This is a genomic window from Streptomyces sp. GB4-14 (assembly GCF_022696125.1).
GTDB classification, from domain to species: domain Bacteria; phylum Actinomycetota; class Actinomycetes; order Streptomycetales; family Streptomycetaceae; genus Streptomyces; species Streptomyces werraensis.
The window spans coordinates 5,683,223-5,709,170 of record NZ_RZHO01000002.1 but is presented as its reverse complement, the minus strand read 5'-3'; the positions used below and the strand labels follow the sequence as shown (position 1 = coordinate 5,709,170).

General features: G+C 74.1%; 18 protein-coding genes. 8 read left to right on the top strand and 10 right to left on the bottom strand.

Annotation, left to right across the window (positions count from 1 at the left end; all coding sequences use genetic code 11):
• Nucleotides 1–24: 24 nt before the first annotated feature.
• Nucleotides 25–1,536, top strand: a complete 1,512-nt coding sequence (gene glpK, locus ELQ39_RS27315; protein ID WP_242594456.1) for a glycerol kinase GlpK — start codon at nt 25–27, stop codon at nt 1,534–1,536.
• Between the two features lie 82 nt (nt 1,537–1,618).
• On the opposite strand, the gene ELQ39_RS27310 is transcribed toward glpK, so the two are convergent.
• The 5 genes from ELQ39_RS27310 to ELQ39_RS27290 are packed head-to-tail and all read right to left on the bottom strand — an operon-like array spanning nt 1,619 to nt 9,610.
• Nucleotides 1,619–2,224 carry a GTP-binding protein gene (locus ELQ39_RS27310; protein WP_190004299.1) on the bottom strand — a complete coding sequence of 202 codons (606 nt, stop codon included), beginning with the start codon at nt 2,222–2,224 and terminating at the stop codon, nt 1,619–1,621.
• The gene (locus tag ELQ39_RS27305; protein ID WP_242594454.1) at nt 2,205–5,849 is read right to left on the bottom strand and encodes a hydantoinase B/oxoprolinase family protein; all 3,645 of its coding nucleotides are present in this window, start codon (nt 5,847–5,849) and stop codon (nt 2,205–2,207) included. The genes ELQ39_RS27310 and ELQ39_RS27305 overlap by 20 nt, the downstream gene beginning before the upstream one ends.
• A gap of 24 nt (nt 5,850–5,873) precedes the next feature.
• Nucleotides 5,874–6,269 carry a DUF742 domain-containing protein gene (locus ELQ39_RS27300; RefSeq protein WP_190004297.1) on the bottom strand — a complete coding sequence of 132 codons (396 nt, stop codon included), beginning with the start codon at nt 6,267–6,269 and terminating at the stop codon, nt 5,874–5,876.
• A 9-nt stretch (nt 6,270–6,278) separates the two neighbouring features.
• The gene (locus tag ELQ39_RS27295) at nt 6,279–6,710 is read right to left on the bottom strand and encodes a roadblock/LC7 domain-containing protein (protein WP_190004296.1); all 432 of its coding nucleotides are present in this window, start codon (nt 6,708–6,710) and stop codon (nt 6,279–6,281) included.
• Nucleotides 6,707–9,610 carry a nitrate- and nitrite sensing domain-containing protein gene (locus ELQ39_RS27290; RefSeq protein WP_242594452.1) on the bottom strand — a complete coding sequence of 968 codons (2,904 nt, stop codon included), beginning with the start codon at nt 9,608–9,610 and terminating at the stop codon, nt 6,707–6,709. Before ELQ39_RS27290 ends, ELQ39_RS27295 begins: the two co-directional genes overlap by 4 nt.
• Nucleotides 9,611–10,028: 418 nt before the next feature.
• On the opposite strand from ELQ39_RS27290, the gene ELQ39_RS27285 reads away from it, so the two are divergent.
• Both ELQ39_RS27285 and ELQ39_RS27280 read left to right on the top strand, forming a co-directional pair.
• Complete coding sequence (locus ELQ39_RS27285; RefSeq protein WP_242594450.1) at nt 10,029–10,565, top strand: hypothetical protein; 537 nt, start codon at nt 10,029–10,031, stop codon at nt 10,563–10,565.
• A gap of 87 nt (nt 10,566–10,652) precedes the next feature.
• Nucleotides 10,653–11,447, top strand: a complete 795-nt coding sequence (locus tag ELQ39_RS27280) for an IclR family transcriptional regulator (protein WP_242594448.1) — start codon at nt 10,653–10,655, stop codon at nt 11,445–11,447.
• 260 nt (nt 11,448–11,707) lie between these two features.
• On the opposite strand, the gene ELQ39_RS27275 is transcribed toward ELQ39_RS27280, so the two are convergent.
• The 4 genes from ELQ39_RS27275 to ELQ39_RS27260 all read right to left on the bottom strand — a co-directional run bounded on the left by ELQ39_RS27275 (nt 11,708) and on the right by ELQ39_RS27260 (nt 19,670).
• A complete protein-coding gene (locus tag ELQ39_RS27275) occupies nt 11,708–16,333 on the bottom strand; it encodes a hypothetical protein (protein WP_242594444.1) in 4,626 nt (1,541 codons plus the stop codon).
• 32 nt (nt 16,334–16,365) lie between these two features.
• Nucleotides 16,366–17,247: a hypothetical protein gene (locus ELQ39_RS27270; protein WP_190004291.1), complete on the bottom strand. Its 882-nt coding sequence runs from the start codon at nt 17,245–17,247 to the stop codon at nt 16,366–16,368.
• A gap of 97 nt (nt 17,248–17,344) precedes the next feature.
• The gene (locus ELQ39_RS27265) at nt 17,345–18,871 is read right to left on the bottom strand and encodes a hypothetical protein (protein ID WP_242594442.1); all 1,527 of its coding nucleotides are present in this window, start codon (nt 18,869–18,871) and stop codon (nt 17,345–17,347) included.
• Between the two features lie 103 nt (nt 18,872–18,974).
• The gene (locus ELQ39_RS27260) at nt 18,975–19,670 is read right to left on the bottom strand and encodes a GntR family transcriptional regulator (protein WP_190004289.1); all 696 of its coding nucleotides are present in this window, start codon (nt 19,668–19,670) and stop codon (nt 18,975–18,977) included.
• A gap of 134 nt (nt 19,671–19,804) precedes the next feature.
• On the opposite strand from ELQ39_RS27260, the gene ELQ39_RS27255 reads away from it, so the two are divergent.
• Genes ELQ39_RS27255 through ELQ39_RS27235 form a run of 5 tightly spaced genes read left to right on the top strand, consistent with a single transcriptional unit; the run spans nt 19,805 to nt 24,274 of the window.
• Complete coding sequence (locus tag ELQ39_RS27255) at nt 19,805–21,127, top strand: MFS transporter (RefSeq protein WP_242594439.1); 1,323 nt, start codon at nt 19,805–19,807, stop codon at nt 21,125–21,127.
• Nucleotides 21,124–21,972: a putative hydro-lyase gene (locus ELQ39_RS27250; protein WP_190004287.1), complete on the top strand. Its 849-nt coding sequence runs from the start codon at nt 21,124–21,126 to the stop codon at nt 21,970–21,972. Before ELQ39_RS27255 ends, ELQ39_RS27250 begins: the two co-directional genes overlap by 4 nt.
• Nucleotides 21,973–22,008: 36 nt before the next feature.
• On the top strand, nt 22,009–22,767 hold the full coding sequence (locus ELQ39_RS27245) for a LamB/YcsF family protein (protein WP_242594437.1): 759 nt from the start codon (nt 22,009–22,011) through the stop codon (nt 22,765–22,767).
• A complete protein-coding gene (gene pxpB, locus ELQ39_RS27240) occupies nt 22,764–23,393 on the top strand; it encodes a 5-oxoprolinase subunit PxpB (protein WP_242594435.1) in 630 nt (209 codons plus the stop codon). The genes ELQ39_RS27245 and pxpB overlap by 4 nt, the downstream gene beginning before the upstream one ends.
• Nucleotides 23,390–24,274: a biotin-dependent carboxyltransferase family protein gene (locus tag ELQ39_RS27235; RefSeq protein ID WP_225644980.1), complete on the top strand. Its 885-nt coding sequence runs from the start codon at nt 23,390–23,392 to the stop codon at nt 24,272–24,274. The genes pxpB and ELQ39_RS27235 overlap by 4 nt, the downstream gene beginning before the upstream one ends.
• A 115-nt stretch (nt 24,275–24,389) precedes the next feature.
• Here ELQ39_RS27235 and ELQ39_RS27230 read toward each other — a convergent pair whose 3' ends face one another.
• On the bottom strand, nt 24,390–25,808 hold the full coding sequence (locus tag ELQ39_RS27230) for a HEAT repeat domain-containing protein (RefSeq protein WP_242594433.1): 1,419 nt from the start codon (nt 25,806–25,808) through the stop codon (nt 24,390–24,392).
• Nucleotides 25,809–25,948 lie beyond the last annotated feature (140 nt).

Below are 25,948 nucleotides of genomic sequence, written 5' to 3'. Positions count from 1 at the left end.
CGCAAGCCCGACGAAGGGGACGTCATGACGGACAAGTTCGTCGCCGCGATCGACCAGGGCACCACCTCCAGCCGTTGCATCGTCTTCGACCAGCTCGGCGCGATCGTCGCCGTCGATCAGCGGGAGCACCGCCAGATCTTCCCGAAACCGGGCTGGGTGGAGCACGACGCCACGGAGATCTGGTCCAAGGTGCAGGCCGTGGTGGCCGGCGCGCTCGCCAAGGCGGGCCTGCGCGCCGACCAGCTCAGCGCGCTGGGCATCACCAACCAGCGTGAGACGACGGTCCTGTGGGACCGGTCCACGGGCAAGCCCGTGCACAACGCCGTCGTGTGGCAGGACACCAGGACCGCCGGGCTGTGCGCGCAGCTCGGCGGCTCCGACGGGCAGGACCGGTTCCGCGACCGCACGGGTCTGCCGCTGGCCAGCTACTTCTCCGGGCCCAAGGTGGCCTGGCTGCTGGACAACGTGCCCGGGCTGCGGGCCCGCGCGGAGAACGGCGAGATAGCCTTCGGCACCATCGACTCCTGGCTGATCTGGAACCTCACCGGCGGCACCGACGGCGGACGGCACGTCACCGACGTGACCAACGCCGGACGGACGATGCTGATGAACCTGGAGACCCTCCAGTGGGACCCGACCGTCCTCGCCGCGATGAACGTCCCGGAGGCGGTGCTCCCGGAGATCAGGTCCTCCGCCGAGGTCTACGGCACCGCCGTCGGCCAGCTCTCCGGGGTGCCGGTCGCCTCCGCGCTGGGCGACCAGCAGGCCGCGGTCTTCGGACAGGCCTGCTACGACGTCGGCTCCGCCAAGAACACCTATGGCACCGGCAGTTTCCTGCTGCTCAACACCGGGGACCGGCCCGTGCCGTCGAAGCACGGGCTGCTCACCACCATGGGCTACAAGATCGGCGGCGAGGCGCCCGTGTACTGCCTGGAGGGGTCGATCGCCCTCACGGGCGCCCTGGTGCAGTGGTTCCGCGACCAGCTCGGCATCATCCGTACCGCGGACGAGATCGAGCCGCTCGCGGCGAGTGTGGAGGACAACGGCGGCGCGTACATCGTGCCCGCGTTCTCCGGCCTCTTCGCCCCGTACTGGCGCTCCGACGCGCGCGGTGTGGTCACGGGCCTGACCCGTTACGTCACCAAGGCGCACCTGGCGCGGGCGGTGCTGGAGGCGACGAGCTGGCAGACGCGTGAGGTCGTCGACGCCATGTACCAGGACTCCGGGGTGCGCATCACCACCCTGAAGGTCGACGGCGGCATGACGAGGAACGGCCTGCTGATGCAGCACCAGGCGGACGTGCTCGACGTGCCGGTGATCAGGCCCCGGGTGTCGGAGACGACCTGTCTGGGCGCCGCCTATGCGGCCGGGCTCGCCACGGGCGTGTGGAACGGCCTGGACGAGCTGAAGTCGCACTGGCAGAAGGACGCCGAGTGGACGCCCGCCATGGAGACGTCCGTGCGGGACCGTGAGTACCGCAACTGGCGCAAGGCGGTGGAGAAGAGCCTCGGCTGGGTCGAGGAGGGCGAGGACTGAGCCACGCGCATGGTGGCCGGTCCTTCGTGCGGCGGCCTGTGCCCCGGTCGGCGGGGGCACGGGCCGCGTACCCTCGCCGCTCTCAGGTGGCGACCGCGCTGCGCCGCCGTGCGGCCTGGGTCATGGCGTGCTGGACGACGCCGACCAGGACCTCCTTGACCGACTCGCGGTCACGCGCGTCGCACAGCACCAGCGGTACGTCGTCGTCGAGGTCGAGGGCGCGGCGTACCGCGTCCTCCGGGTAACGGGCCGAGCCCTCGAAGCAGTTGACGCCCACCACGAACGGTATGGCGCGCCGCTCGAAGTAGTCGACGGCGGCGAAGCAGTCCTCCAGGCGCCGGGTGTCGGCGAGGACCACCGCGCCCAGCGCGCCCTCGGACAGCTCGTCCCACATGAACCAGAACCGCTCCTGGCCGGGCGTGCCGAACAGGTACAGCACCAGGTCCTCGCGCAGGGTGATGCGCCCGAAGTCCATGGCCACGGTGGTGGTGCTCTTCGCCTCGACGCCGCTGGTGTCGTCGACGGGCCGCCCGGCCTCCGTGAGGAGTTCCTCGGTGCGCAGCGGCCTGATCTCGCTGACCGCGCCGACGAGCGTGGTCTTGCCCACGCCGAAGCCGCCGGCCACCAGGATCTTGAGCGTGACGGGCTCGACCGGGGGCTTGCCGCGCTCAGAACGCCCGAAGATCATCGGTCTCTTCTCCTGCTCGGTGGTGGTCGGGCGGCGGGCCGTATCCCCCGCCGCCGGGGGTTTCGATGACGAGGACGTCGCCGGGGCCGACGTCCGCCGAGTCGCTGCCGGCGAGCCGGGTGACGGTGCCGTCGGCGCGCTCGATCCGGTTGGCGCCCGTCGCTCCGGGGAGGCCGCCCGCCATGCCGTAGGGCGGCACCCTGCGGTGCTGGGACAGCGTGGAGACGGTCATGGGCTCCAGGAAGCGGATGCGGCGCACGGCTCCGTCGCCGCCGCGCCACCGTCCGGCGCCGCCGCTGCCCCGGCGCACGGCGAACTCCTCGAGCCGGACCGGCAGCCGCCACTCCAGGATCTCCGGGTCGGTGAGCCGGGAGTTGGTCATGTGGGTCTGCACGACGGAGGCTCCGGCGTATCCGTCGCCGGCGCCGGAGCCGGACGCCACGGTCTCGTAGTACTGGTGGCGGGCGTTGCCGAAGGTCACGTTGTTCATCGTGCCGGACCCCTCGGCCTGGACGCCCAGCGCCGCGTAGAGGGCGCCGGTGACGGCCTGTGAGGTCTCCACGTTGCCCGCGACGACGGCGGCCGGGGGTTCGGGCGCCAGCATGGAGCCGGGCGGGACGACGATGCGCAGCGGCCGCAGACAGCCGTCGTTGAGCGGGATGTCGTCGGCGACCAGGGTGCGGAAGACGTACAGGACAGCCGCGTTGACGACGGAGAAGGGCGCGTTGAAGTTGGTGGCGAGCTGCGGGGACGTGCCGGTGAAGTCGATGGTCGCGGAGCGTGCGGCGCGGTCCACGCCCACCTTGACGCGGATGACTGCGCCCGCGTCGGTCTCGTAGGCGTACTCGCCTTCGTCCAGTGCGCCGATGACGCGGCGCACCGCCTCCTCGGCGTTGTCCTGGACGTGCCGCATGTAGGCCTGGACGACGTCGAGGCCGTAGGTGTCGATCATGCGGCCGACCTCTTCGACGCCCTTGTGGTTGGCGGCGATCTGGGCGCGCAGGTCGGCGAGGTTGGTCGCGGGGTTGCGGGAGGGGTGTGGCGCCTCGGTGAGCAGGCGGAGGGTCTCCTCCTCGCGGAACCGGCCGTTCTCGGTGAGCAGCCAGTTGTCGAAGAGGACGCCCTCCTCGTCGATGGTGCGGCTGTTCGCGGGCATGGAGCCGGGGGCGATGCCGCCGATCTCGGCGTGGTGGCCGCGGGAGGCGACGTGAAAGAGGACCTCGGGCTCCGCGCCCTCCTCGGGGGTGCCGAAGACGGGGGTGATGACGGTGACGTCCGGCAGGTGGGTACCGCCGTGGTACGGGTCGTTGACGGCGTAGGTGTCGCCGGGACGCATGGAGGTGCCGCGCCGTCGGACGACCTCCTTGACGCTGGTGCCCATCGAGCCCAGGTGGACGGGGATGTGCGGGGCGTTGGCCACCAGGTTCCCGTCGGGGTCGAAGAGGGCGCAGGAGAAGTCCAGGCGTTCCTTGATGTTGACGGACTGGGCGGTGGACTCCAGGCGGGCGCCCATCTGTTCGGCGATGGACATGAAGAGGTTGTTGAAGATCTCCAGCAGGACCGGGTCGACCTCCGTGTCGACGTCGGGACTCCGTGTGACGGCCGCGCGTTCCATGACCAGATGTCCGTCCTGGGTGGTCGCGGCCCGCCAGCCGTCGTCGACGACGGTCGTGGAGCCGTCCTCGGCGATGATCGCGGGGCCGGTGACGGTCTCGCCGGGAGGCAGGTCCTCGCGGCGGTGGAGGGGGACGTCGCGCCAGGCGCCGCCGGTGTGGAGGCGGACGGTGACGGGTGCGGCGGGCCGGCCGGACCAGGTGGCGAGGGCGGCGAGATCGGGGGGTTCGGTGGTGCCGGTGGCCTCGACGGAGAGGGCCTCGACGACGATCGGACGGTCGAGGGTGAAGGAGTAGGTGGCGCGGTGCCGGTCCTCGAAGGCGCGCCGCATGGTGTCCGGGTCGGTGAGCCCGACGGTGAGGGCGGTGTCGGTGCCGTCGTAGCGGAGCTGGGCGCGGCGGGCGACCTCGATGCGCTCCTCGGGCACGTCCTCGGCGAGGAGTTCGGCGCGGGCCGCCGCTTCCAGCTCGTCGGCGGTCGCATGGACGTGGGGCATGGCGGCGGGTTCCAGCGGGGCCTCGACGGAGCGTTCACGCATGGCGGTGGTGTCGGCGAGGCCGATGCCGAGGGCGGACAGCACGCCCGCCATGGGTGGCACGAGGACGGTGCGGATGCCGAGGGAGTCGGCGACCATGCAGGCGTGCTGGCCGCCCGCCCCGCCGAAGGTGGTGAGGGCGTACCGCGTGATGTCGTGGCCCTTCTGCACGGAGATCCGCTTGACCGCGGCCGCGATGTTCGCGACGGCGATCTGGAGATACCCCTCGGCGACCTGTTCGGGGGTGCGATCGTCGCCGGTGCTCTCGTGGATCTCGCGGGCAAGTGCGGTGAAGCGTGCGCGGACCACGTCCGCGTCGAGCGGCTGGTCGCCGCCGGGGCCGAACACGGCCGGGAAGTGGGCGGGTTGGATGCGGCCCAGCATGACGTTGGCGTCGGTGACGGCGAGCGGGCCACCGCGGCGGTAGCAGGCGGGGCCGGGGTCGGCGCCCGCCGAGTCGGGGCCCACGCGGTAGCGGGAGCCGTCGAAGTGGAGGACGGAGCCGCCTCCGGCGGCGACGGTGTGGATGTCGAGCATCGGCGCGCGCAGCCGCACACCGGCGATCCGCGTGGTGAAGACGCGTTCGTACTCGCCGGCGAAGTGGGAGACGTCGGTGGAGGTGCCGCCCATGTCGAAGCCGATGACCCGGTCGAAGCCGGCGAGCTGCGACATGCGGGCCATGCCGACGATCCCGCCGGCCGGTCCGGACAGGATCGCGTCCTTGCCGCGAAACTGCCGTGCCTCGGTGAGCCCGCCGTTGGACTGCATGAACATCAGCGTGACGCCTTCGAGCGCGTCGGCGACCTGGCGCACGTAGCGGCGCAGCACGGGTGAGAGGTAGGCGTCGACGACGGCGGTGTCCCCGCGCGGCACCAGCTTCATCAGCGGGCTGACCTCGCTGGAGAGGGAGATCTGCGGGAAGCCGATGCGGGCGGCGAGTTCCCCGACGGCCTGTTCGTGGGCGGGGTGGCGGTCGCTGTGCAGGCAGACCACGGCGACGGCCCGGATCCCGTCGTCGTACGCCTGCCGCAGGGGCCCTTCCAGGGCGCCGAGGTCGGGGGCACGCAGGACGGTGCCGTCGGCGGCGACGCGTTCGTCCACCTCGACGACCCGCTCGTGGAGCGGTAAGGGCAGGTCGATGCGGCGCGCGAAGATGTGCGGGCGGTTCTGGTAGGCGATCCGCAGGGCGTCGCGGAAGCCGCGGGTGACGACCAGCAGGGTGCGCTCGCCCTTGCGTTCGAGGAGGGCGTTGGTGGCGACGGTGGTCCCCATGCGGACGACGTCGACGGGGTCGCCGGACCCGTTCAGCAGCGCGCGGACGCCGATCACGGCCGCGTCGGCGCCGGGCGGGCCGGAGCGGTCCGGGTCCGGACGGTCGGAGAGGACCTTGCGGGTGAGCAGCCGGCCGTCGGGGCGGCGCGCGACGATGTCGGTGAAGGTGCCGCCTCGGTCGACCCAGAACTGCCAGCCTGTCACGTCACTACCCCGCTTCCGCGCCGGTCACAGCGCCCGGAGGCCGTTGATCACGTCGCGCAGAATACTCTCGTCCGGCAGCTCGGCCGGGGGTACCGGCCGGTTCACATGGACGAATTCCGCGTCCACGAGATCGCCCACGAGGACCCGGACCACGCCCACCGGCAGGTCGAGCCCGGCGGCGAGTTCGGCGACCGTCTGGGGGGTGTCGCGGCACAGCCCGACGATGTCGACGTGCTCCGGGGAGAGGGAGGGGTCGTCCTCCGCGTCGTCCCCGTGCGGCTCCGCGACGACCACGGCGATCAGGTCGAGGCGGTGCTGGGCCGCACTGGTGGTGCGGCCCCGCGTCATGGCGTACGGACGGACGACCGGTCCGGCCTCGTCGTCGAACCAGTGGCTACTACCCTGACCGTGATCGCTCATGTCGGTCCACTACCCGCCCGAGGGCAGATCGGTGCGTGGCGCGGCGCCCAGGTGCACGCCGACACGCTTCACCAGGAGAGTCATCTCGTAGGCCACCTGGCCGACGTCGGAGTCGGCGTCGGCGAGGACGGCGAGGCAGCTGCCGTCACCGGCGGCGGTGACGAAGAGGAACGCCTCGTCGAGTTCGACGACGGTCTGGCGGACCTCACCGGCCTCGAAGTGGCGCCCCACGCCCTTGGCGAGGCTGTGGAAGCCGGAGGCGACGGCGGCCAGGTGCTCGCTGTCCTCCCGGGTCAGGTCCTTGGACGCCCCCGTGGGCAGGCCGTCGCCGGAGAGCACGATCGCCTTGCGGATGCTGGCGACGCGGTCCACCAGGTCGTCGAGGAGCCAGTTCAGCTCCCCCTTGTCGTGCGTGTGGCCGGTGGCGCTCGGTTCGGTCATCGACCGTCCCCCTTAGTCCTTCGTCGTGGTGCTGTGCCGCTGCCGGCGTCGTCGCCCGCGGCGTTCTCCTCCCGGCCGCGCTGCCAGCCGCGCTGGAGCGAGGCCATGCGGCTGCGTACTTCGTCCGCGTCCCGTTCGACGGGCCGGGCCCGGTCGGTCTTCCGGGTCGCGGTGTCGCGCTTGAGCTGCGGGGCCAGGCTGGCCTGCCGCACGCGCCGGGGCAGTGGTGCGCCGTCGGGCTGCGGTGTTCCGGTGTCCGTGTCGTCGGTGACCGGAGAGGAGTCGTCGGGGCCGCCGTGCGTGGTCGCGGGGCGGCGGGCGGGTGCGCCGGACGCCGGGCCCGCGGGGGTGGCGGCCCTTTCCTCGGGCCCGTCGGCGGGCCGGGCGGGTCCGGTGGTGCGGCGGCGGCCGGGCAGGGGCGGCGGTGTCTCCGCGCCCGGCTGCTCCGTGTCACGCGCGGGAAGTTCCGACACGGGTTCCGCGCCGGCGCGGCCGATGGCCCGGCGGCCGGTGTCGCCGCGGCGCCGGGAAGGCAGCGGCGGGGGCTCGTCCGTGTCGGGGCGGGTGTGCGGGGCGGCGGTGTCGTCATCGGTCCGTCCGCCGCGGGCCCGCTGGTCGCGGACCGGGCGGCCGTGGGAGCTGACCAGCTTGGGGGTCGCCCGGCGGGTGAGCGGCACGGGGCCGCTCCCCCGCTCGCCGGTCCGGTCCCGGTCGTCGTCGGTGGTCCCGTGCCGTGCGGTGTCTCGGCCGGGCCGCTCGTCGTCGGTGAGGGAGCGGCGGGGCCGGAACAGGCCGCCGTGCTCGCCGTCCTCGTCGTCAAGGGCGGGGAAGCCGTCGAGGGCGTCCAGGTCGACGGGCGCCTCGAGTTCGACCGGCCCGTCCAGCACGGAGGCGGGCAGTCCGGGCAGGGTCACGGGCACCTGGGAGAGCGCGGCGCGGCGGCTGTCCGCCGGTTCCTTCTCCGTACGGTGCGGCCGGTCGAGGCGGAACCCGACGCCGTTGGTGTCGGGCACGTCGTCGGTGAGCAGCGCGTCCGGGATGAAGACGACGGCCGTGGTGCCGCCGTACGGGGAGGGCTGGAGGGAGACGCGGACGTTCTGCCGCTGGGCGAGCCGGCTGACGACGAACAGGCCGAGCCGGTCGGTGTCGGACAGCTCGAACTCGGGTGTCTCCGCGAGCCGCAGGTTGGCGTCGAGCAGCGCGTCGGCGGCCATGCCGAGGCCCCGGTCGTGGATCTCCAGGGTGAAGCCGTTGGCGACGCGCTCGCCGACGACCTGGACGGCGGTGTGCGGCGGGGAGAAGACCGTGGCGTTCTCCAGCAGTTCGGCCACCAGGTGGGTGAGGTCGGCGACGGCGGGGCCGGTGACGGCGACCCTGGGGAGCCGGCGGACCTCGATGCGCTCGTAGTCCTCGACCTCGGCGACCGCGGCCCGTACGACGTCCATGAGCTGCACGGGCTTGCGCCACTGCCGGGAGGGGGCGGCGCCGGAGAGGATGACCAGGCCCTCGGCGTGCCGGCGCATACGGGTCGTCAGGTGGTCCAGCCGGAACAGGTCGGCGAGTTCCTCGGTGTCGTCGGTACGGCGCTCCATCGCGTCGAGCAGGGTGAGCTGCTTGTGCAGCAGCACCTGGCTGCGGCGGGCGAGGTTGACGAACACCTCGGAGACGCCCGACCGCAGTTCGGCCTGCTTGACGGCGGCCTCGACGGCGGCGCGCTGCAGGGTGTTGAGTGCCTGGCCGACCTCGCCGATCTCGTTCTTGTCGTACTCGAGGCGCGGGACCTCGGTCTCGACGTCGACCTGTTCGCCGGCCGAGAGGCGGCGCATCACGCTGGGCAGTCGTACCCCGGAGGCCTCGTGGGCCTCCAGGCGCAGCTGTCGGAGGTCGCGGATGAGTTTCCGGCCCACGCGCACGGAGAGGAACAGGGAGAACAGCAGGGCGGCGAGGCCGAGCACACCTGCGGCGACGGCCTTGACGATGACGCCCATGGCGACGGGCCGGACGCGTTCCTGGTAGCGGTCGGTCGCCTGGTCGTTGAGGGCACCGAGTTCGTCGAGCACCTTGCCGGCGGCGGTGTCCCAGCTCTTGGCGGTGACGCCGCGGGGCTCGCCCTCCTCGGCGAAGACGGCGGCCTGCTCGCCGACCCGCAGCGGGGCGGTCGTGGCGTTGGCCCAGAAGGTGTCGTAGCGGTCGCGCTCGTCCGCGGGGAGCTGCGGCAGGGCGGTCTCGTACAGCAGGCTGCGCTGGGCCATCAGGTCGGAGACGTCCCGCACCTCGGTGGGGGCCAGCCTGCCCACGATCAGGGCGGAGCCGAGGAGGGCGTCCTCGCGGGAGAGCAGCTCGCGGGCGCGGGAGAGGTTCACCAGGGCGCGGTACTGCTTGTCGAGGCCGACGTCCTCGACCACGTGCAGGTCGGACAGCAGCACGTAGCACGGGTCGACGAGGCGGTTGTACAGATCGAGCGCCTGGCGGCGGTCGACGGTGCCGTCGTCGACGCTGCGGCGGAGGGACTCGAGACCCTCGAACGAGTCGAGGGCGGCGTCGAGTTTGTCGGAGCTGCCGTGCATGGCCTCGCGCACACCGCTGCCGGACGCGCTCCTGCGGACCACGGCCACGGCCCTGTCCGTGGCGGCGCGGCTCGCCTTGAGAGCCGTGAGGCCGTCGGAGGCGCGGGGGTCGGCGAGATGGACGAGGGTCTGCCGCCGCTCCTGCTGGAGGACGCGGACGGTGTCCTCGACGGGGTAGCCGACCTTCTCCATCACCGACGACACGTCGAACAGGTGGCTCGCCTCACGGCTCGTGATCACGGTGGTGAAGGCCCAGAGCGTGGTCAGGGACACCAGCGGCACGAGGAGCAGCGCCACGATCTTCCGGCGGATGGACTTCCCGCGAAAGCGCATGGCCTCCCCCAGCTCGGCCCCCGGGCGACCGGAGGCACACATGTGCGTCAACAAACGGCGCGAGCCTACTACCGCCTCGGGGGCAACTCGAAGACCCGTCCGGAGGGTTCGATTCCGGCACCTGGCCGGTTCAGGCTGAGTTGTCCGGCCATTACGGGAGATTGCCTCCCGGAATCCCGGACGGGTCCCCCGGCCCTTACTCCCGGGTTTCACACGGTGGTTGGCCGAAATCTTTCCCGACCGGGAATCTTCACGCGTCTCCGCGCGTCCTTACCTGCGGGACATGGGGGCGGAATCGGCCACAGGAGCCGTGTCCCGCACCTGGGCGGCGTAAAACAGCGCAACCCGGGCAGCCAATGGGGAGCCGGGTCTTCGGACAGCAGCAGCGGGCTGGCGGCGGTGGGGAGTGACACGGGTGATGGGCACGGCGGAGCGGCGTGAGACGTCCGGCGACGGCACGGCGGCGCGGGAGGTGACGCGGCAGCAGGCCGCGCCGGCCACGGGCGCGGCCGGACGGCGGGCGGACGGCGGACCCGCCCGGGAGACCGCCGAGGTCCGGGCGGCGTACCGGCCGCTGTGGGTGGAGGAACCGGCCAAGCGGCGCAGGCTGCCCGATCCGGTGCGGACGGCCGCGGTGCGGGCGGTGCTGATCATCGCGGTGACGCTGATCCAGGCCACGGTGGCCGTGCTGTGCACGCTGGCCGGGTCCTGGCTCGCCTTCCCGATGGTCATCAGCAGCGTCGTCAGCACGATCGCGGCCACCTGGGCGGTCCTCGACGTGTGGGTGACCCGTCAGGTGTGGAACCAGCGGCACGGCGTGGTGTCCACGCCCAGCAGCACGGCCCGGGCGCTGCGCCGCGAGCGGCGGCAGGCCCGCCGGGCGGAGCGCGCCGCCGAGCGCGAGCGGGCCCGCATACGCCGGCGGGGCGGCGCCGGGCAGCTGTCCCACCCGTAGGGCACGCCGTCGGTAGGGTGGCGTTCCGTACGAGGCACGGCCCGACGGGCGCGGTGCACCGGGCGTACGGATGAATGAGGGCCGGCCATGACCCGTGCGGGACGCCCCGAGGAGCAGGGGAAGAGCGCGAGCGGCGCCGTGCAGTCCGTGGACCGGGCGGTGACGGTGCTGGAGATCCTCGCCCGGCGCGGCGAGGCGGGCGTCACGGAGATCGCCGACGAGCTGGGCGTGCACCGCTCCACCGCCTCCCGGCTGCTGGGCGTCCTGGAGAACCGCGGCCTGGTCGCGCAGGCAGGCGACCGCGGCAAGTACCACCTCGGTGCCGGTGTGCTGCGTCTCGCGGGCGCGGCGGCCGTACGTCTTGACGTCTCGCAGGAGGCCGTCCCCGTCTGCCGGGACCTCGCCGACGAGCTGGGCGAGACGGTCAATGCCGCGGTGCCGGACGAGGACGCGGCCGTCAACATCATGCAGGCGCGCGGCACGGCCGCGGTGACGGCGCAGGACTGGCTGGGCCGGCGCACGGCGCTGCACGCGACGTCCAGCGGCAAGGTGTTCCTCGCCCATATGACGCCCGCGCGCCGCGAGGAGCAACTGGCCCGCCCGCTGCGCCGGTTCACCGAGCACACCGTCACGGACGCGTCCGTGCTGCGCGCCGAGCTGGAGCGGGTGCCCGAGCAGGGGTACGCGGCGACGCGGGAGGAGCTGGAGCTCGGACTCGTCGCCGTCGCGGCACCGGTCCGCGCGCACGACGGCGCGGTGATCGCCGCGATCAGCGTCTCCGGCCCGGTGTTCCGGATGACCCCGGACCGGGTCCCCGTGCTGGGGGCCAGGACTGCCGCGGCGGCGGAGGAGCTGTCGCGGAGGATGGGGTACGGGTTCTAGGCGGGTGTTCGCGGCGCGGGCGACGACCCGCAGCCGTTGTTCGCCGGACCGGCCGACAGCCGTGGCAGCGGACCGGCGTGGGTGGTCGCGTCCGTGAGCGGGGCGGTGAGGCGGCGGGACCGAGTCCCGGGCGCCCGCGAGCGGGCCGGTGAGGCGTTCCGGTGTGAGCCGCCGGCGCCACGGCGCGACCCGACTCGCGGGCGGGCGTGGCGCATCCGTCCCTGTGACCGGCCCGGCGGTCGAGGCACCGGGCCGGGCTCTCAGGTCGTCGCCGCGGGCCGCTTGAACATCCGTGTCGCCGTGATCTCGCTGTGGGTCTCCTCGCCCGGGTCCGGCTGGGGCAGGCCCGGGCGGAGGTGCTCCTCCACGCTGATGTACTTCAGGCCCGCCCGCAGGTCGGCGTCGTTGCGGAGCCGGATGACGAGGGGGAACTCGGCCAGGGCCGTGGTGTCGAACAGGCCCGTGGTGTAGAGCAGCTGGACGCCGAGCGCGTCGGCGACCGCACGCTGGAGCTCCAGCAGATAGGTCGCGTTGGCCCGGCCGATGGGGTTGTCGAGGAACAGCGTGCCGGCGTGCCGGTGCTTGTCGCGGCCCCGGTCGTTGGAGCGCAGGGCGGCCATCGTGCAGTACAGGGCGATGGCCGCGGTGAGCAGCTGGCCGCCCGAGAACACGTCGCCCATCTGCCCGACCGGCACCCGCTCCGCGCGCAGCACCGCGTCGGGCTTGAGGATCTCGACCGCCACGCCCTTGGGCCGCAGGGCGGCGGCGACGCCGCGCAGCAGCAGGGACATGCCGTCGCGCCGCAGGTCGGAGTTCTTCTTGACGGCCGCGCGGGTGGCCTCGTCGACGACCTCGCCGAGGCGCTCGGTGAGGGTGGCCTGGTCGGGCTCCTCGAAGCGGATGCGCAGGAACTCCTGTCCGGACCACTCCCCCAGTCCCTCCGGCAGCCGGGAGAGCCGCTGGGCGGAGCGCAGGGTGGCCAGGGCGGACTCGACCAGACCGCGCAGCCGGTCCACGATCGAGTCGCGGTTGCGCTCCAGCTGCTCCAGCTCGTCGGTGAGGACCCGCAGCCGGGGGGCGAAGGCGTCGGCCCACTTCTTGGCGTGCTCCGGCAGCGCGGAGGCGGGCAGTTCGCGGATCTGCTGGCGGGCGGGCGTGCGGACCTGCTCGTAGCGGGTGGAGTTGGCGTGCCGCACCAGCACGTCGCTCGCCTCGCGCACGGCGGCCTCGGCGGCGGACAGGTCGGCGGCGCAGCCGCGCAGCGAGCGGCGCGCCTCGGCGGCCGAGCGCCGGGCGTCGTCCAGGTCGCCGGGGTACGGCTCGGGCCGTTCCTGCTCCTCCTCGGCGGTGTGCTCGCGCAGCAGGTCGCGGAGCATGGCGGCGATCTCGTCGAAGCCGCCGGCCGCGTCCTCGGCGGCCCGGTGAGTGGCGAGCAGCTCGGCGTGCGCCTCCCTGGCCTGGCTCAACTCCGCCTCACGGCTGGCGAGTTCAGTGGTGGCCGTGCGCAGGAGCGCCTGGGCGTGTTCGGCGTCGCGCGGGACCAGCTCCTCGGGAAGCTCCGTGTGCGCCTCACCGTCGGCGGGGGCGAGGCGCTCGGCCCCGCCGCGGAGCCGGCCGAGCTGCTCGCTCGCCCCGGACATGCGGGTCTCCAGAAGCTGCACCAGCTCCTCGGCGCGGGCGGCGGCGGCCTGCCGGCTGGGGCCGTCGGAGCCGTCGGGCGACTGGAGCAGCTGCTCGGCGCGGGTGCGGACCTTGTTGCTGAGCCGGTCCAGCTCGGCGCGGGCGGCGCTCTCGTCGCTCTCCGCGCGGGCCTGCTCGGCGCGCAGGTCGGCGCCGACGCCGACCTTCTCGTACACCTGGGACGCGGCGCGGTAGGCCTCCCGCAGGGCGGGCAGGGACGCCTGCGGAGCGCCGTCGGCGTCCTCGGGCAGGTCGTCGGGGGCGCCGGCGATCTCGGAACGCTCGGCGCGCAGGGTGCGGGCGGTGCGCCGGGCGTCGTCGGCGGCGCGCTGGGCGGCGCGCCGGTCCTCGTCGGCGGCGCGGGCGCGTTCCAGGCAGGACTGGGCGCGGGCCTCCGCCTCGGCGGCGTCGTCGGCCAGTTCGCGCAGCTTGGCCTGCCAGCCGGCGCGTTCGCGCAGCCGGAAGGCGAGTCCGGCGAGGGCGTCGGCGGCGCGCCGGGCCTTCTGGGCGGCCTCCTGCCGTTCGTCGCGGACCCTGACCGCCTCGGCGGCGGCCTCCTCGGCCTCCGCCCGGAGGCTGCGCGCCTCCGCCAGCTCGGCCTCGGTCTCCTCGGCGAACGCCCGTGCCTGCTCGGCCGTCGCGGCCAGTTCGGCGAGGCGTCCGGCGGGGCAGCCGGTGCGCCAGGAGGCGAGCCGGGCGGCGAGCTCGCGGTCCTTGCCGAGCCGGGCGGCGAGGGCACGGATCTCCTCGTCCCGTTCGGCGGCGCGGGCGCGCAGCGCCTGCCGCTCCTCGTCGGCGGCGTGCTCGTCGTGCATGGCCGGGTTCGGCGGTACGAGGAACACGTCGCCGGAGTCGGACGCGGGCGTGGGCGCGAGCAGCGCGGCGGCCGTGCCGACGGCGACGGCGGACCGGGGCAGCAGGGCGGCGTCGCTGAGCGCCTCACGGGCGCGGACGTGGGAGTCGGGGTCGGTGATGACGACGCCGTCGACCAGCTCGGGGCGGGCGGCCAGGACGCGCGCGTGGTCGGCGGGGTCGACGGCCTGGGCGAGGTAGCGCCACCCGGGGAGGGCGGGAATGCCGTGCTCGCCGAGGAACTCGACGGTGGCCAGCACGTCAGGGCCGGGCGGCAGCAGTCCGCCGTCGCCGAGGGCGCCGAGGATGCGGGCGTCGTCCGCGGCGGCGGTGCGCAGCTCGAACAGCTGGCGCTCGGCGGAGGACACGGCGTCGTCGAGCAGCTCGCGCAACTCGTCGGCGAACCGGTCGAGTTCCTCCGCGCTCAGCCCGCCCTCGCGGGGGCCGCCGGCTCCTCCGTCGGAGTCCGTGCGCTGGCCGGGTACGGCGGTTGGGCGCTTGCCGGAGACGCCGGGCAGGCTGAGCAGTTCCGCGAGCCGCTGTTCGGCGGCGAGACCCTCGGCGGTGCGGCGTTCGCTTTCGTGGGCGCGCTCGGCGGCGGTGGCCGCGTCGGCGGCGCGGGCGGCGGTGAGTTCGGCGCGGCTCTCGGCGGCGGCCGCCTCACGGGCGTGTTCGGTGGCCCGCCGGGCGGTCTCGCGGGCGGTGTCCCAGGCGGCGACCGCGGTCTTCTCGGCGTCGCTGGCCGCGAGGGCGGCGCGGGCCGGGTCGGCGTCGGGGGCGCTGTCGTCCAGCCAGCCGGCCCGGACGGCCTCGGCGGTCTCCTGCTCGACCTCGGCGAGCCGCTGGCGCAGGTGGCCGATCTCGCTGCGGGCGCGCTGCGCCTCGGTGGCGGCGGCGGTGGAGTCGCGGTAGGCGCCGTCGCCGACCTCCTGGAGGGCGGCGGACCGCGCCTCCTCCTCGTTGGCGAGGTTCTCGGCGTTCCGCGCCGCGGCGTGCAGGGCGCGGACCAGGTCGACGGCGGCCTTGGCGCGGGCGGCGAGGGCCGGCGCGGCGTCCCGCTCGGCCTCCTGGATCGCGGCGGACACTCTCGCGACCCGGTCGGCGGCGGCGCGGTGCCGCAGCACGGACTCGGCGGCCTGCCAGGCTGAGTGGAGGGTGCGCGCGTCGGCCAGTTCACGCTTCTGGGCGGCGGCGGACTTCTCGGCGGCGGCGAGCGCCAGCGAGGCGTGCCGGTAGGCGAGTTCGGCGGCGACGGACGCGCTGTGGGCGCGGGCGGTCTCGGCCTGGGTGACGGCGTGGGCGGCGGCGGTGACGCGGTGGGCGAGGTCGGCCGCGCGCTCGCGCTCCTGGGCGCCGCGCGCGGACAGCCGGCGGGCGAGGGTGCGGGTGCGGCGTTCGGCGGCGGCGTGGATCTCCCGGGCGCGGGTGCGGGTGTCGGCTGCCTCGACGATCCGGCCGAGGAGGTCCACCGACCCGGCGGTGAAGTCGCGTTCGGCGATGAGTTCGGCGCGCCGGCCCAGCTTGTTGCCGAAGCCGCTGACCAGGTCGGCGAGTCCGTCGGTGTCGCGGGTGTCGGTGACGGCGCGCAGCAGCAGGTCGGTGAAGTCGGAGTCCTTCTTCACCGCGAAGAGGCCGGCCGCCTCGCCCTCGTCGGCGTTCATTTCCCGCTGGTAGCGGAAGAGTTCGGGGTCGAGTCCGAGGTCACCGAGGTGTTCGGTCCAGCGCTCGTGGATCTCCTCCCAGTGCACCTCCAGATGCGGGTACGTCCTGCCCGCCTCGGTGAGGGCGTCGCGGAAGCCCTTCATGGTGCGGCGCCGGCCGCGCGCGCCGGACTGTCCCTCGGCGGGCGGTCGCACGGACGTGGCCTCGGCGACGGGGAGGTTGTCCAGGCTGAGGCCGGGTCCCGGGCGGAAGGAGTACCAGGCCTCGGCGAACTTCCGCGGGTCGCCGGAGACCTGACGGCCCCGCCACTCGCTGACCTTGCCGACGACGACGCACTCGCCGGTCTGCACGTGCTGCCACTCGAGCGCCACGTGGCCGCAGTCGTCGGCGAGGAGGAACTTGCGCAGCACGCCGGAGCTGGCGCCGCCGAGGGTGTTGCGGTGGCCCGGGAGCATCACGGAGAAGATCAGCTTCAGCAGGACGGACTTTCCGCCGCCGTTCTCCAGGAAGAGCACGCCGGCGGGCGCGGGACGGCGGGGCGGGCCGACGGGCTCGTCCGCGAAGAACTCCGCCTGCGTCGGCGCCGGGTTCGGCACTGTGGCGCCGACGCCGCGCAGATCGAGCACGGTGTCGGCGTAGCGTGCGCCGGCCGGTCCGATGGAGTAGAGGCGGACCCGGGACAGCTCGTACATGGCGGACTCTCGTGAGGCTTCGTGGGGTGGGGTCAGGCGGAGTGGAAGGGCAGGCCGGCGTCGGCGACCAGGTCCAGGGCGTCGCCGTCCTCGGGGGGCAGCAGCGTGGGGGTGCCGTCGGTGACGGGGACGACGCCGAGGTCGAGCAGTTCGGCCATGGCCGCGCTGCCCGCCATGTCGCGGACCTGGAGCTGGTAGCGGGCGGTGGTGCGGTAGGTGCCGCCGTTGTCGTCGCCGGTGCGCTGGAGGAAGCCGGAGTCGGTGAGGAAGGAGACGGCCTTGGCGACGATGCCGGTGGTGGATCCGGCCAGGCGGCGGGCGTCCTTGGTGGCGCCGGTGGCGCTGCGCCGGGACCAGATCCGCCAGGCGGCCTCCAGTCCGGGGGCGTCCGTGGCCGGGTCGGTGTTCTCGCCCTGCTCGGCGGCCCGCTCCTCCAGGCGGTGGCAGGCCTGGCGGACGAACGCGTCGACGCCGTTGACCGTGACGCGCCCGATGTAGCCGTCGTCGGCGAGGTCCTCGGGGCGGGGGAAGGCCATGGCGGCGACGGCGAGGTGGGCGAGGCCGTGCAGGAAGCGGTCGCCGCCGTCGGCGGAGGCACGGCGGGCGTAGTCACCCATGCGGACGGCGAACACCGAGTCCTCGGCGGCGGTGACGGCCATGCCGGCGCGCGGGGACACCTCCAGCACGATCAGTCCGAGGCCGGTGGCGACGGCGTCCGCGAGCCGCGCGAACGGCGGGTCCTCGCGGTAGCGGCGCAGCAGGTCGGCGTACTCCTGGTCGCGGGCGGGCTGCAGCTTGGGCTGGAGGCCGAAGGCGACGAGCCGGGCCGCGTCCGCGGCGTCGGCGGGCGTGACGGCGGTGCCGGCCGGCGTCGCCGCGGGCTCCGGCTCGCTCCAGTCGGCGTGCTCGGTCACGGTCGGGGCTCCTCGGTGCGTGCGGTGTCGGTGCGGGGGATGCAGCCGCGGGGGCCGCGGAGGCGGCAGGCGTGGACGCGGGGTGCCGGTGTCTCGGTCATGCCGCCTCCGTACGGTCCGCGGCCATGCCCGCCGCGTCCAGCAGGGCCGTGCCCACGATGAGGTCGGCGCCGCCGAACTCGGGGTCGTCGAGCTCGGTGCCGTCGTCCACGGCGAACAGCAGCTTCGGCTCGCCCTGGCGGTAGGCGGTGCCGACGGGGGGGCTGGCGGCGTGAACGGCCAGCAGGGCGACCAGGTAGGGCAGCTCGGGGTCCTTGCGGCGGGCCTCGGCGAGCAGCCCGGACAGCCGGCGGGGCGCGTCGGCCGGGAGGTCGAGCAGTGCGGTGGCGGCGGCGAGCTGTTCCTCGCTGAAGCGGCTGTCGTCGGGCGTGGCGATGAGGTCCGGCTCGGGCATCTCGGCGCCGAGGTGCTCCCGCTCCACGGGCGGGGTCAGCAGGATCTCGACGAGGTCGGCGACCCGGACGGAGACGGGCGTGCGCAGTCCGGTGCCGTGGGCGAAGAACACGTCGGTGACCCGGGACGCCTGCTCCACGGGGAGCGGCAGCAGCGGGGCGAGGAGCTGGCCGTACAGGTCGGTGCCGGCGGCCGCGGCGGGCGTGGCGAAGGCCTGCCGGTCCTGCTCGGCGCGGAACAGCGGGCCTGCCTCCAGGAGCCGGGACTGCAGCTGGGTGTGGCGCCGGATGCAGTCCTTGACGATGTCCACCAGCTCGGCGGCGCGGCGCTTGCGCTCGGGTTCCTCGGACTCGTCGCGGGCCTTGCGGATGTTGGTGAGGATGGCGTTCTCGTGGCGGTAGCGGTCGGCCACGTGGTCGAGAGCCTCGGCGATCATGTCGGGTACGGCGCTGAGCCAGTCCACCGCGCGGACGTTGCGCCGGGTGGCCTCCAGGGCGCGGCGCAGGGTCTCGGAGTACTGCACCGTGCGGTAGCGGGCCTGTTCGGCGGCGAGCTGGGCGTCGGCGAGCCTGCCCCGGCTGATCAGCACCTCGAGCTTGACCTCGGCGGCGATCTGGGCGCTGGTGACGTCGGTGTCGAGGGCGCCGACCAGGACGTTGACCGCCTCGTCGGTGGTGCGCAGGTACACCGTGCCGCCGGGGCCCGGGACCTCCTCGATCAGCTTGAAGTCGTAGTCGCGGCGGACGTAGGTGCCGTCCGGTCCGAAGACGCCGTACACCGCGCGGAAACCGCGGTCGACGCTGCCGACGTTGATCAGGTTCTCCAGGACCCAGCGGGCCACCCGCTCGTGCTCGGCGGCGGGGCGCCCGGGGGCCTGGGCGGCGACGCGCGGGAGGAGCCGGGCGACGATCTGTTCGTGGTCGGCGCCGGTGTCGAAGTCCATGTTGAGCGTGACCAGGTCGATGGCGGCGAGCGCGATCTCCGCCATGCCGTACACCGAGTACTCGCCCGCGAGATTGGCCTTGCGGGTGTCCAGGTCGTGCAGCGGCGCGGTGCACGCGAGCGCGCGCAGCCGCCGCGCCAGCCCTTCGTCGGCGGCCGGGCCCGGCGCGGGGCGCGGCCCCGCGCTGAGCTGGGGCGGAACGCTGTCCGTCGATGCAGGCGAAGTCACGGTGCACAGACTAGGTCCTCGGTCCGACAACGGCCCAAACGAGGCAGTTGCGCCCCGGCGCCCGACCTGCGGACCGCCTGCGGGGACGGGTTGCCGTGCGGGCCTAGTCCCCTTCGCCCACCCGGCGCCGGTAGACCTCCACCACCCGTTCCAGCGACACGTCGAGATAGGCGGCGAGCAGGCGTTCGGCCGCGTCCCGGTCGCCCGCCTCAAGAGCCTGGAGAATCTCGACATTTCGTGCGATGTACGGTTCGTGTAGCCGCTGCGGCTCGTCCACCACGTGGAAGGCGAGCCGAAGTTCGGCGAACACGCTGCGCATCAGCTCGGCGGTGCGCTCGCCGGAGGCGAGGGCGACCAGTTCCTGGTGGAAGTGGATGTTGGCCGTACCCACTGCTTTCCAGTCACCTTCGCGGGCCGCCCGCCGCCCCTTCTCGACCGCCTGGACGAGCCCGTCGAGGGCGTAGGGCGGCTCGCCGAGTCCTCGTACGACGGCGCATTCGACGAGCCGGCGGGTGCGGTAGATGTCCTCGACGTCCTCGACGGTCAGCACCCGTACGAACACGCCCCGGTTGAGCTCGTGGACGAGCAGCCGTTCGTGCGTGAGCAGCCGGAACGCCTCGCGGAGCGTGTTGCGGGACACCCCGAGGGCGCCGCCGATGCTGTCCTCCGAGAGCCGGGTGCCGGGCGGGAAGAACCCTTCGGCGATGCGGCTCCTGAGGATGTCCGCGACGCGCTCGGCGGTGCTGGTCCTGCCCAGCAGGGCACGGTCGTCGGCCAGTCCGCTCGTCTGCTCTGCCATGCCGGAATTCAAGCGCACCCGGAAGGACGAGACAACATGGGTATTGAAGGATCGTTCAACGATCCTCTACCTTGCTGAGGCATCGGCACGGCTCACCCTTCCTTGCACCGCCGTCCCCCCTCTGCGAGGTGCCCATGAGCACGACCCCTCCTCCGTCAGACGCCCTGACCGGAACCCCACGCCCCGTCAAGCCCGAACCCCCTTCCGAGGACGGGGCGTTCGGCTGGCTGCGCGCGCTCGGCCCACGCGGCCGCCGCGCCTTCGGCGGAGCTTTCGGCGGCTATGCCCTGGATTCGTACGACTACTTCACGCTGCCGCTGACGATGGTGGCGCTGTCCGCCTACTTCGGCCTGAACAGCGGTCAGACCGGACTGCTGACCACCGTGACCCTCATCGTCTCGGCCGTCGGCGGCGCCCTCGCGGGCGTCCTCGCGGACCGCATCGGCCGGGTCGAGGCACTGCTGCTGACCGTGATCACCTACGCGGTGTTCACCGTGGCGTGCGGCTTCGCCCCCAACTACGAGACACTGCTGGTCTTCCGTGCCCTCCAGGGCCTCGGCTTCGGCGGCGAGTGGGCGGTCGGCGCGATCCTGGTCGCCGAGTACGCCGGCGCCAAGCACCGGGGCCGCACACTCGGCGCGGTGCAGAGCGCGTGGGCCGTGGGCTGGGCCCTGGCCGTGATCGTCTACACGGCGGTCTTCTCGCTGGTCGACGGCGACCTGGCCTGGCGCGTGATGTTCTGGACCGGCGCGCTGCCCGCACTGCTCGTGGTGTGGGTGCGGCGCAGCGTGCAGGACGCGCCGGAGGCGGCCGCCGCGCGCGAGGAGAGCGCGAGCAAGGGATCGTTCGCGGCGATCTTCCGGCCGTCCCGTGCGGGCTCCCCCGGGCTGCTGCGCACCACCGTGTTCGCCGTGCTGCTCTCCACCGGCGTGCAGGGCGGCTACTACACCCTCGCCACCTGGGTGCCGACCTACCTCAAGACCGAGCGGGACCTGTCGGTCGTGGGCACCGGCGGCTACCTCACGTTCCTCATATCGGGCGCGTTCCTCGGCTATCTGACGGGCGGTTACCTCACCGACCTCCTGGGCCGGCGGCGCAACATCTGGCTGTTCGCCCTCCTGTCGGCGGTGTGCATCGTCGCGTACACGAACATCCCCAGCGGCGCCAACACCCTGGTCCTGGTGCTCGGGTTCCCGCTCGGGTTCTGCATGTCGGCCATCTTCAGCGGCTTCGGCTCCTACCTGAGCGAGCTGTACCCCACGGCCGTGCGCGGCACCGGACAGGGTTTCACCTACAACACCGGCCGCGCCGTCGGCGCCGTCTTCCCCACCACCGTCGGCTTCCTCGCCGACAGCTGGGGCGTCGGCGGCGCCCTGGTCTTCGGCGCGATCGGCTACGGCCTGGCCGCGCTCGCGCTGCTCGGGCTGCCGGAGACGCGCGGAAAGGAGCTCGAGTGACCACCCCCTTCGACGACGGCGCCCGCACCGCCGTGGACGACCGCCCCGTGGTCCTCGCGGACGACACCACGCGCGCGTGGAGCCCGCGGACGGCCCGCGCCCGCTTCCGGGAGGGCCTGGCGATCCCCACGGCCGGCGTGGCCGCCGGGTACGCCCAGGCCAATCTCGTCTCCGTGCCCGCGGACTGGGCGTACGACATGCTGCTGTTCTGCCAGCGCAATCCCCGCGCGTGCCCCCTCCTCGACGTCACCGACGCCGGTTCGACGTCCACGGTGCTCGCCTCCGACGCCGACCTGCGCACCGATCTGCCGCGCTACCGGGTGTGGGAGGACGGCGAACTGGTGGACGAGCCGACGGACGTACGGGCCTACTGGCGGGACGACCTGGTGTCGTTCCTCATCGGCTGCAGCTTCACCTTCGAGTGGGCGCTCGCTGCGGCCGGGGTGCCGCTGCGCCATGTCGAGCAGGGCCGGAACGTCCCGATGTACCGGACGACGTGGCAGTGCCGTCCGGCGGGGCGGCTGAGCGGCCCGATGGTGGTGTCGATGCGTCCGGTGCCGCCGGAGCACCTCGACGCGGCCATCCGGGAGAGCAGTCTGATGCCCGCTGTGCACGGCGCCCCGGTGCACTGCGGCGACCCGTCCGCACTCGGCGTCGAGGACCTGGACCGTCCCGACTTCGGCGACCGGGTGGAGCTCGCCCCGGACGACATCCCGGTGTTCTGGGCGTGCGGGGTCACCCCGCAGGCCGCGGTCATGGCGTCCCGGCCGCCGTTCGCCCTCACCCACGCGCCGGGCCGAATGTTCGTCGGCGACGCCCGCGACGAGCAGTTCCGCGTGTTCTGACCGGCGCCCTCACCCGCACGAAGAAACGAAGGACCCATGATCTCGATCGATCTGAACGCCGACCTCGGCGAGGGCTTCGGCCGCTGGACGCTCACCGACGACGAGCGGCTGCTGTCGGTGGTGACCAGCGCCAACGTGGCCTGCGGCTTCCACGCGGGGGACGCGCCCACCATGCGACGGGTGTGCGAACTCGCCGCCGCACGCGGGGTGCGGATCGGCGCCCAGGTCTCCTACCGGGACCTGGCGGGGTTCGGCCGGCGGGCGATGGACGTGCCGCCCGCCGAGCTGACGGCCGAGGTGGCGTACCAGATCGGCGCCCTGGAGGTGTTCGCCCGAGCGGCGGGGACCCGCGTCGCATACGTCAAGCCGCACGGCGCGCTCTACAACCGGGTGGTGCGCGACGAGGAGCAGGCGCGCGCGGTGCTCGACGGGGTGCTCCTCGCCGACCCCACGCTGCCCGTGCTCGGCCTGCCCGGCTCACGGCTGCTGGAGCTGGCCGCGAAGGCGGGGCTCCCCGCGGTCGAGGAGGCGTTCGCTGACCGTGCGTACACCGACGAGGGCACGCTGGTGGCACGCGGTCAGGAGGGCGCCCTGGTCACCGACCCGGAGGCCGTACTGCGGCGCTCGGTGGAGCTGGCCCGCGGCGGTGAGGTCGTGGCGCTCTCGGGGCGCCGCATCGAGATGAGGGCCCGCTCACTGTGTCTGCACGGCGACACCCCGGGCGCGGTGGACCTGGCACGGCAGGTGCGGGACGCGCTGGAGGCGGCGGGGATCCGCGTGGAGGCGTTCGCATGAGGACGCTGCCCGTCGGCGCGGACGCGCTGCTCGTCGAGGTCGCCCCGGGCGAGGATGCCCAGGCGCTCCTGGCGGACCTGCTGCGCCGCCGCGCGGAGGGGTCCCTGACGGCCCGTGAGATCGTCCCGGGCGCGCGCACGGTGCTGCTCGACGGTCTGCCCGATCCCGCTCGCCTGGCCGCCGAACTCACCTCACGTCCGGTGCCGCCCGTGCCGCCGCGCGCGGCCGGGACGGTCGAGATACCGGTGCGGTACGACGGTCCGGACCTGGCCGACGTGGCGGCGCACTGGGGTGTCGCGGAGGGCGAGGTGGCGCGGATCCACGCGGACGCCGAGTTCCGGGTGGCCTTCTGCGGTTTCGCCCCCGGCTTCGGTTACCTCACGGGCCTCCCCGCCCGCTATGAGGTCCCCCGCCGGTCCGCCCCGCGTACGTCGGTCCCGGCGGGCTCGGTGGCTCTCGCCGGGCCGTACACGGGCGTCTATCCGCGCTCCTCCCCCGGCGGGTGGCAGCTCATCGGCACCACGGACGTCGTGCTGTGGGACCACACCCGGGAGCCGGCCGCGCTGCTCTCGCCGGGCACGCGCGTGCGGTTCGTCCCGGTGGCCTCGAAGGGGCCGGCGACATGACGGACCGCGCGCTCTCCGTCGTCCGGGCGGGCGCCCTGACGACCGTTCAGGACCGCGGCCGGCCCGGTCATGCCCACCTGGGCGTCCCCCGCTCCGGCGCGCTGGACGGGCCTGCCGCCGCGCTCGCGAACCGCCTGGTGGGCAACGGGCCGGACGCGGCCGTCCTGGAGACCACCCTCGACGGCTGTTCCCTGCGGCCGCGGTCCGCCGTCACGGTCGCGGTCACCGGAGCGCCGTGCCGGGTGACGGTGGACGGCCGCCCCGCGGCCTGGGGCGCGCCGGTGCGGGTGCGGGCGGGGGCCGTGCTGGACGTCGGGCCCGCGGTGCTCGGGGTACGGGCCTACGTCGCCGTGTCCGGCGGGGTGGCCGTCGAGCCGGTGCTCGGGAGTCGGTCCACGGACCTGCTGTCCGGGCTGGGGCCGGCGCCGCTGACGGACGGGGCGGTCCTGCCGCTCGGGGCGCCGACGGGGGTGGACGCGCGCGTGGACGTGGCTCCGCAGGCCGGACCGCCGTCCGAACTGGTGCTGCGGGTCTCTCTCGGGCCGCGGGACGACTGGTTCACGGCGGGGGCGGTGCGGCGGTTCCTGTCCGGCGTGTTCCGCGTCTCGCCGGCGAGCAACCGCATCGGGTTGCGGACGACGGGGCCGGTGCTGGAGCGGGCGCGGAAGGAGGAATTGCCGAGTGAGGGGATGGTGCTGGGGTCGGTGCAGGTGCCTCCGGCAGGGACGCCGGTGATTTTCCTTGCCGATCATCCGACGACCGGGGGGTATCCGGTGATCGGCGTGGTGCACGCGGATGATCTGCCTGCGGCGGCTCAGGCTCGGCCGGGGACGGCTGTGCGGTTCGTCTCCGCGCGGGCGCGCGGTTGCCGAGGTTCCTGAGGGCTGCGCCCCCGGCCCCCCTTGTCGGCCCCGGCGGGCCTCGTCCTCGAACGCCGGACGGGCCGGACAGCCCCTCCGGCGTTCGTGGAGCGGGGCCCGGGGCGTGGCCCCGGGGTCACACAGCCGTGCCTTCGGGGCCGATCCTGCTGCGGACAGCCGTCTGTACTTCCGCCTCTTCCGCCGGGTCGGCGGCCAGGCGGCGGAGGCGGTCCACCACACGCGCGTCCCCCGTCTCGGCATGGCGCGCCGCGATCTCGCGGGTGGTCTCCTCGCAGTCCCAGAGACACTCGACGGCGAAGCCCGTGGCGAAGGACGGGTCGGTGGCGGCGAGGGCGCGGGCGGCGCGGCCGCGGAGGTGGGAGGAGGCGGTCTCGCGGTAGACGTGCCTCAGGACGGGTGCGGCACAGGCGATGCCGAGGCGTCCGGCGCCGTCGACGAGGGTCCACAGGGTCGTCGCGTCGGGGCCTTCGCCCCGTACGGCCTCACGGAGCGCCGCGAGGACGAGGTCACGGTCGCGTGTGCCGCCCCGGCAGGCGAGGACGCGGGCGGCGGCCTCGCCGAGCGCGTCGGGCCGGCGGGCCCAGCCCCGCGCCCGGTCGACGGCGGCCACACTGCGCATGCGTTCGAAAGCGTCGACTGCGGCGTCCACGACGGCCGTCGAGCCGTTGGCCGCGGCGGCCTCGATCAGGTCGAGGGCGTCGGGATCGGCGGTGTCGGCGAGATAGCGCAAGGCTGTGCAGCGGGCCCCGTCGGAGCCGTCCCGGGCCGCCCGGACGATCTCCGGGCGATCCTCGGGGCCCGCCACGGCGGTGAGGCAGCGGGCGGCCGGCACATGGAGGGCGGCGCCACGGTCCATGCCCTGCTGAGCCCAGTCGAACACCGCCTGGACGCTCCAGCCGGGGCGTGGCCCGGTGGGCCGCATCTGCCGTTGCCAGCGGTCGAAGGAGCCGGCCTCCTGGGCGGCGCGTACGCGTGCGGCGACGGCGGGGCGCGGATCGTCCGCCCACAACCGCCAGGGACGGGGTTCGAAGGCGTCCCGCACGGTCGCGGCCAGTTCGGCCTCGCCCTCGGCGTCGGTGGAGAAGCGCGCGAGCACCGGGGCGGCGAGGGAGCGCAGGCCGGCGTCGTCGTCGCGCAGGGCGAGTTCGTCGAGGGCCCAGGCCCAGTTGGCGCCCTGGGCGGCGTACCTGCGCAACAGGTGCAGGGCGTCCTGCCTGCCGTAGGAGGCGAGGTGGCCCAGCACGGCGAGGGCGAGCCCGGTGCGTGACTCGTCGGTGTCGAGGACGTCCTCGGGGTCGAAGAGGTGCGCCTCGATCGCCTCGAGTCCGCCGTGCAGGTCGAGGTAGAGGCGGGCGTAGTACAGGGAGCGGTTCTCCACCTGCCAGTCGTGGCGCGGGTCGCGCAGCACACAGTGGTTCAGCGCCGCGAGCGCCTCGGAGCGCGGGGCGGTGAGCGCGTGCAGTGTGCCGTCGCCGCGGCCCCGCTGGAGCAGGCCGAGCAGCGTACCGCTGGGCGCTATGACCGGATCGAACATGGGAAACAGCCTCACATCAAGCGTCGACGCAACCGGGAGTGTGGATCACCTGGCCGCGTGACAACACGTCGGGGCGCCCGCCGTTTCCTGCTTGTTGTAGACCATCTCTCTCTGCCTCTCGTCGGTGGCCCATGCGGGCC

What these genes read in the sequence shown, in the direction of transcription:
- glpK (WP_242594456.1), top strand. Translation starts at nt 25, where the DNA reads ATGACGGACAAGTTCGTCGCCGCGATCGACCAGGGCACCACCTCCAGC.
- ELQ39_RS27310 (WP_190004299.1), bottom strand. Translation starts at nt 2,224, where the DNA reads ATGATCTTCGGGCGTTCTGAGCGCGGCAAGCCCCCGGTCGAGCCCGTC.
- ELQ39_RS27300 (WP_190004297.1), bottom strand. Translation starts at nt 6,269, where the DNA reads ATGAGCGATCACGGTCAGGGTAGTAGCCACTGGTTCGACGACGAGGCC.
- ELQ39_RS27295 (WP_190004296.1), bottom strand. Translation starts at nt 6,710, where the DNA reads ATGACCGAACCGAGCGCCACCGGCCACACGCACGACAAGGGGGAGCTG.
- ELQ39_RS27290 (WP_242594452.1), bottom strand. Translation starts at nt 9,610, where the DNA reads ATGCGCTTTCGCGGGAAGTCCATCCGCCGGAAGATCGTGGCGCTGCTC.
- ELQ39_RS27285 (WP_242594450.1), top strand. Translation starts at nt 10,029, where the DNA reads ATGGGCACGGCGGAGCGGCGTGAGACGTCCGGCGACGGCACGGCGGCG.
- ELQ39_RS27280 (WP_242594448.1), top strand. Translation starts at nt 10,653, where the DNA reads ATGACCCGTGCGGGACGCCCCGAGGAGCAGGGGAAGAGCGCGAGCGGC.
- ELQ39_RS27275 (WP_242594444.1), bottom strand. Translation starts at nt 16,333, where the DNA reads ATGTACGAGCTGTCCCGGGTCCGCCTCTACTCCATCGGACCGGCCGGC.
- ELQ39_RS27260 (WP_190004289.1), bottom strand. Translation starts at nt 19,670, where the DNA reads ATGGCAGAGCAGACGAGCGGACTGGCCGACGACCGTGCCCTGCTGGGC.
- ELQ39_RS27255 (WP_242594439.1), top strand. Translation starts at nt 19,805, where the DNA reads ATGAGCACGACCCCTCCTCCGTCAGACGCCCTGACCGGAACCCCACGC.
- ELQ39_RS27245 (WP_242594437.1), top strand. Translation starts at nt 22,009, where the DNA reads ATGATCTCGATCGATCTGAACGCCGACCTCGGCGAGGGCTTCGGCCGC.
- pxpB (WP_242594435.1), top strand. Translation starts at nt 22,764, where the DNA reads ATGAGGACGCTGCCCGTCGGCGCGGACGCGCTGCTCGTCGAGGTCGCC.
- ELQ39_RS27235 (WP_225644980.1), top strand. Translation starts at nt 23,390, where the DNA reads ATGACGGACCGCGCGCTCTCCGTCGTCCGGGCGGGCGCCCTGACGACC.
- ELQ39_RS27230 (WP_242594433.1), bottom strand. Translation starts at nt 25,808, where the DNA reads ATGTTCGATCCGGTCATAGCGCCCAGCGGTACGCTGCTCGGCCTGCTC.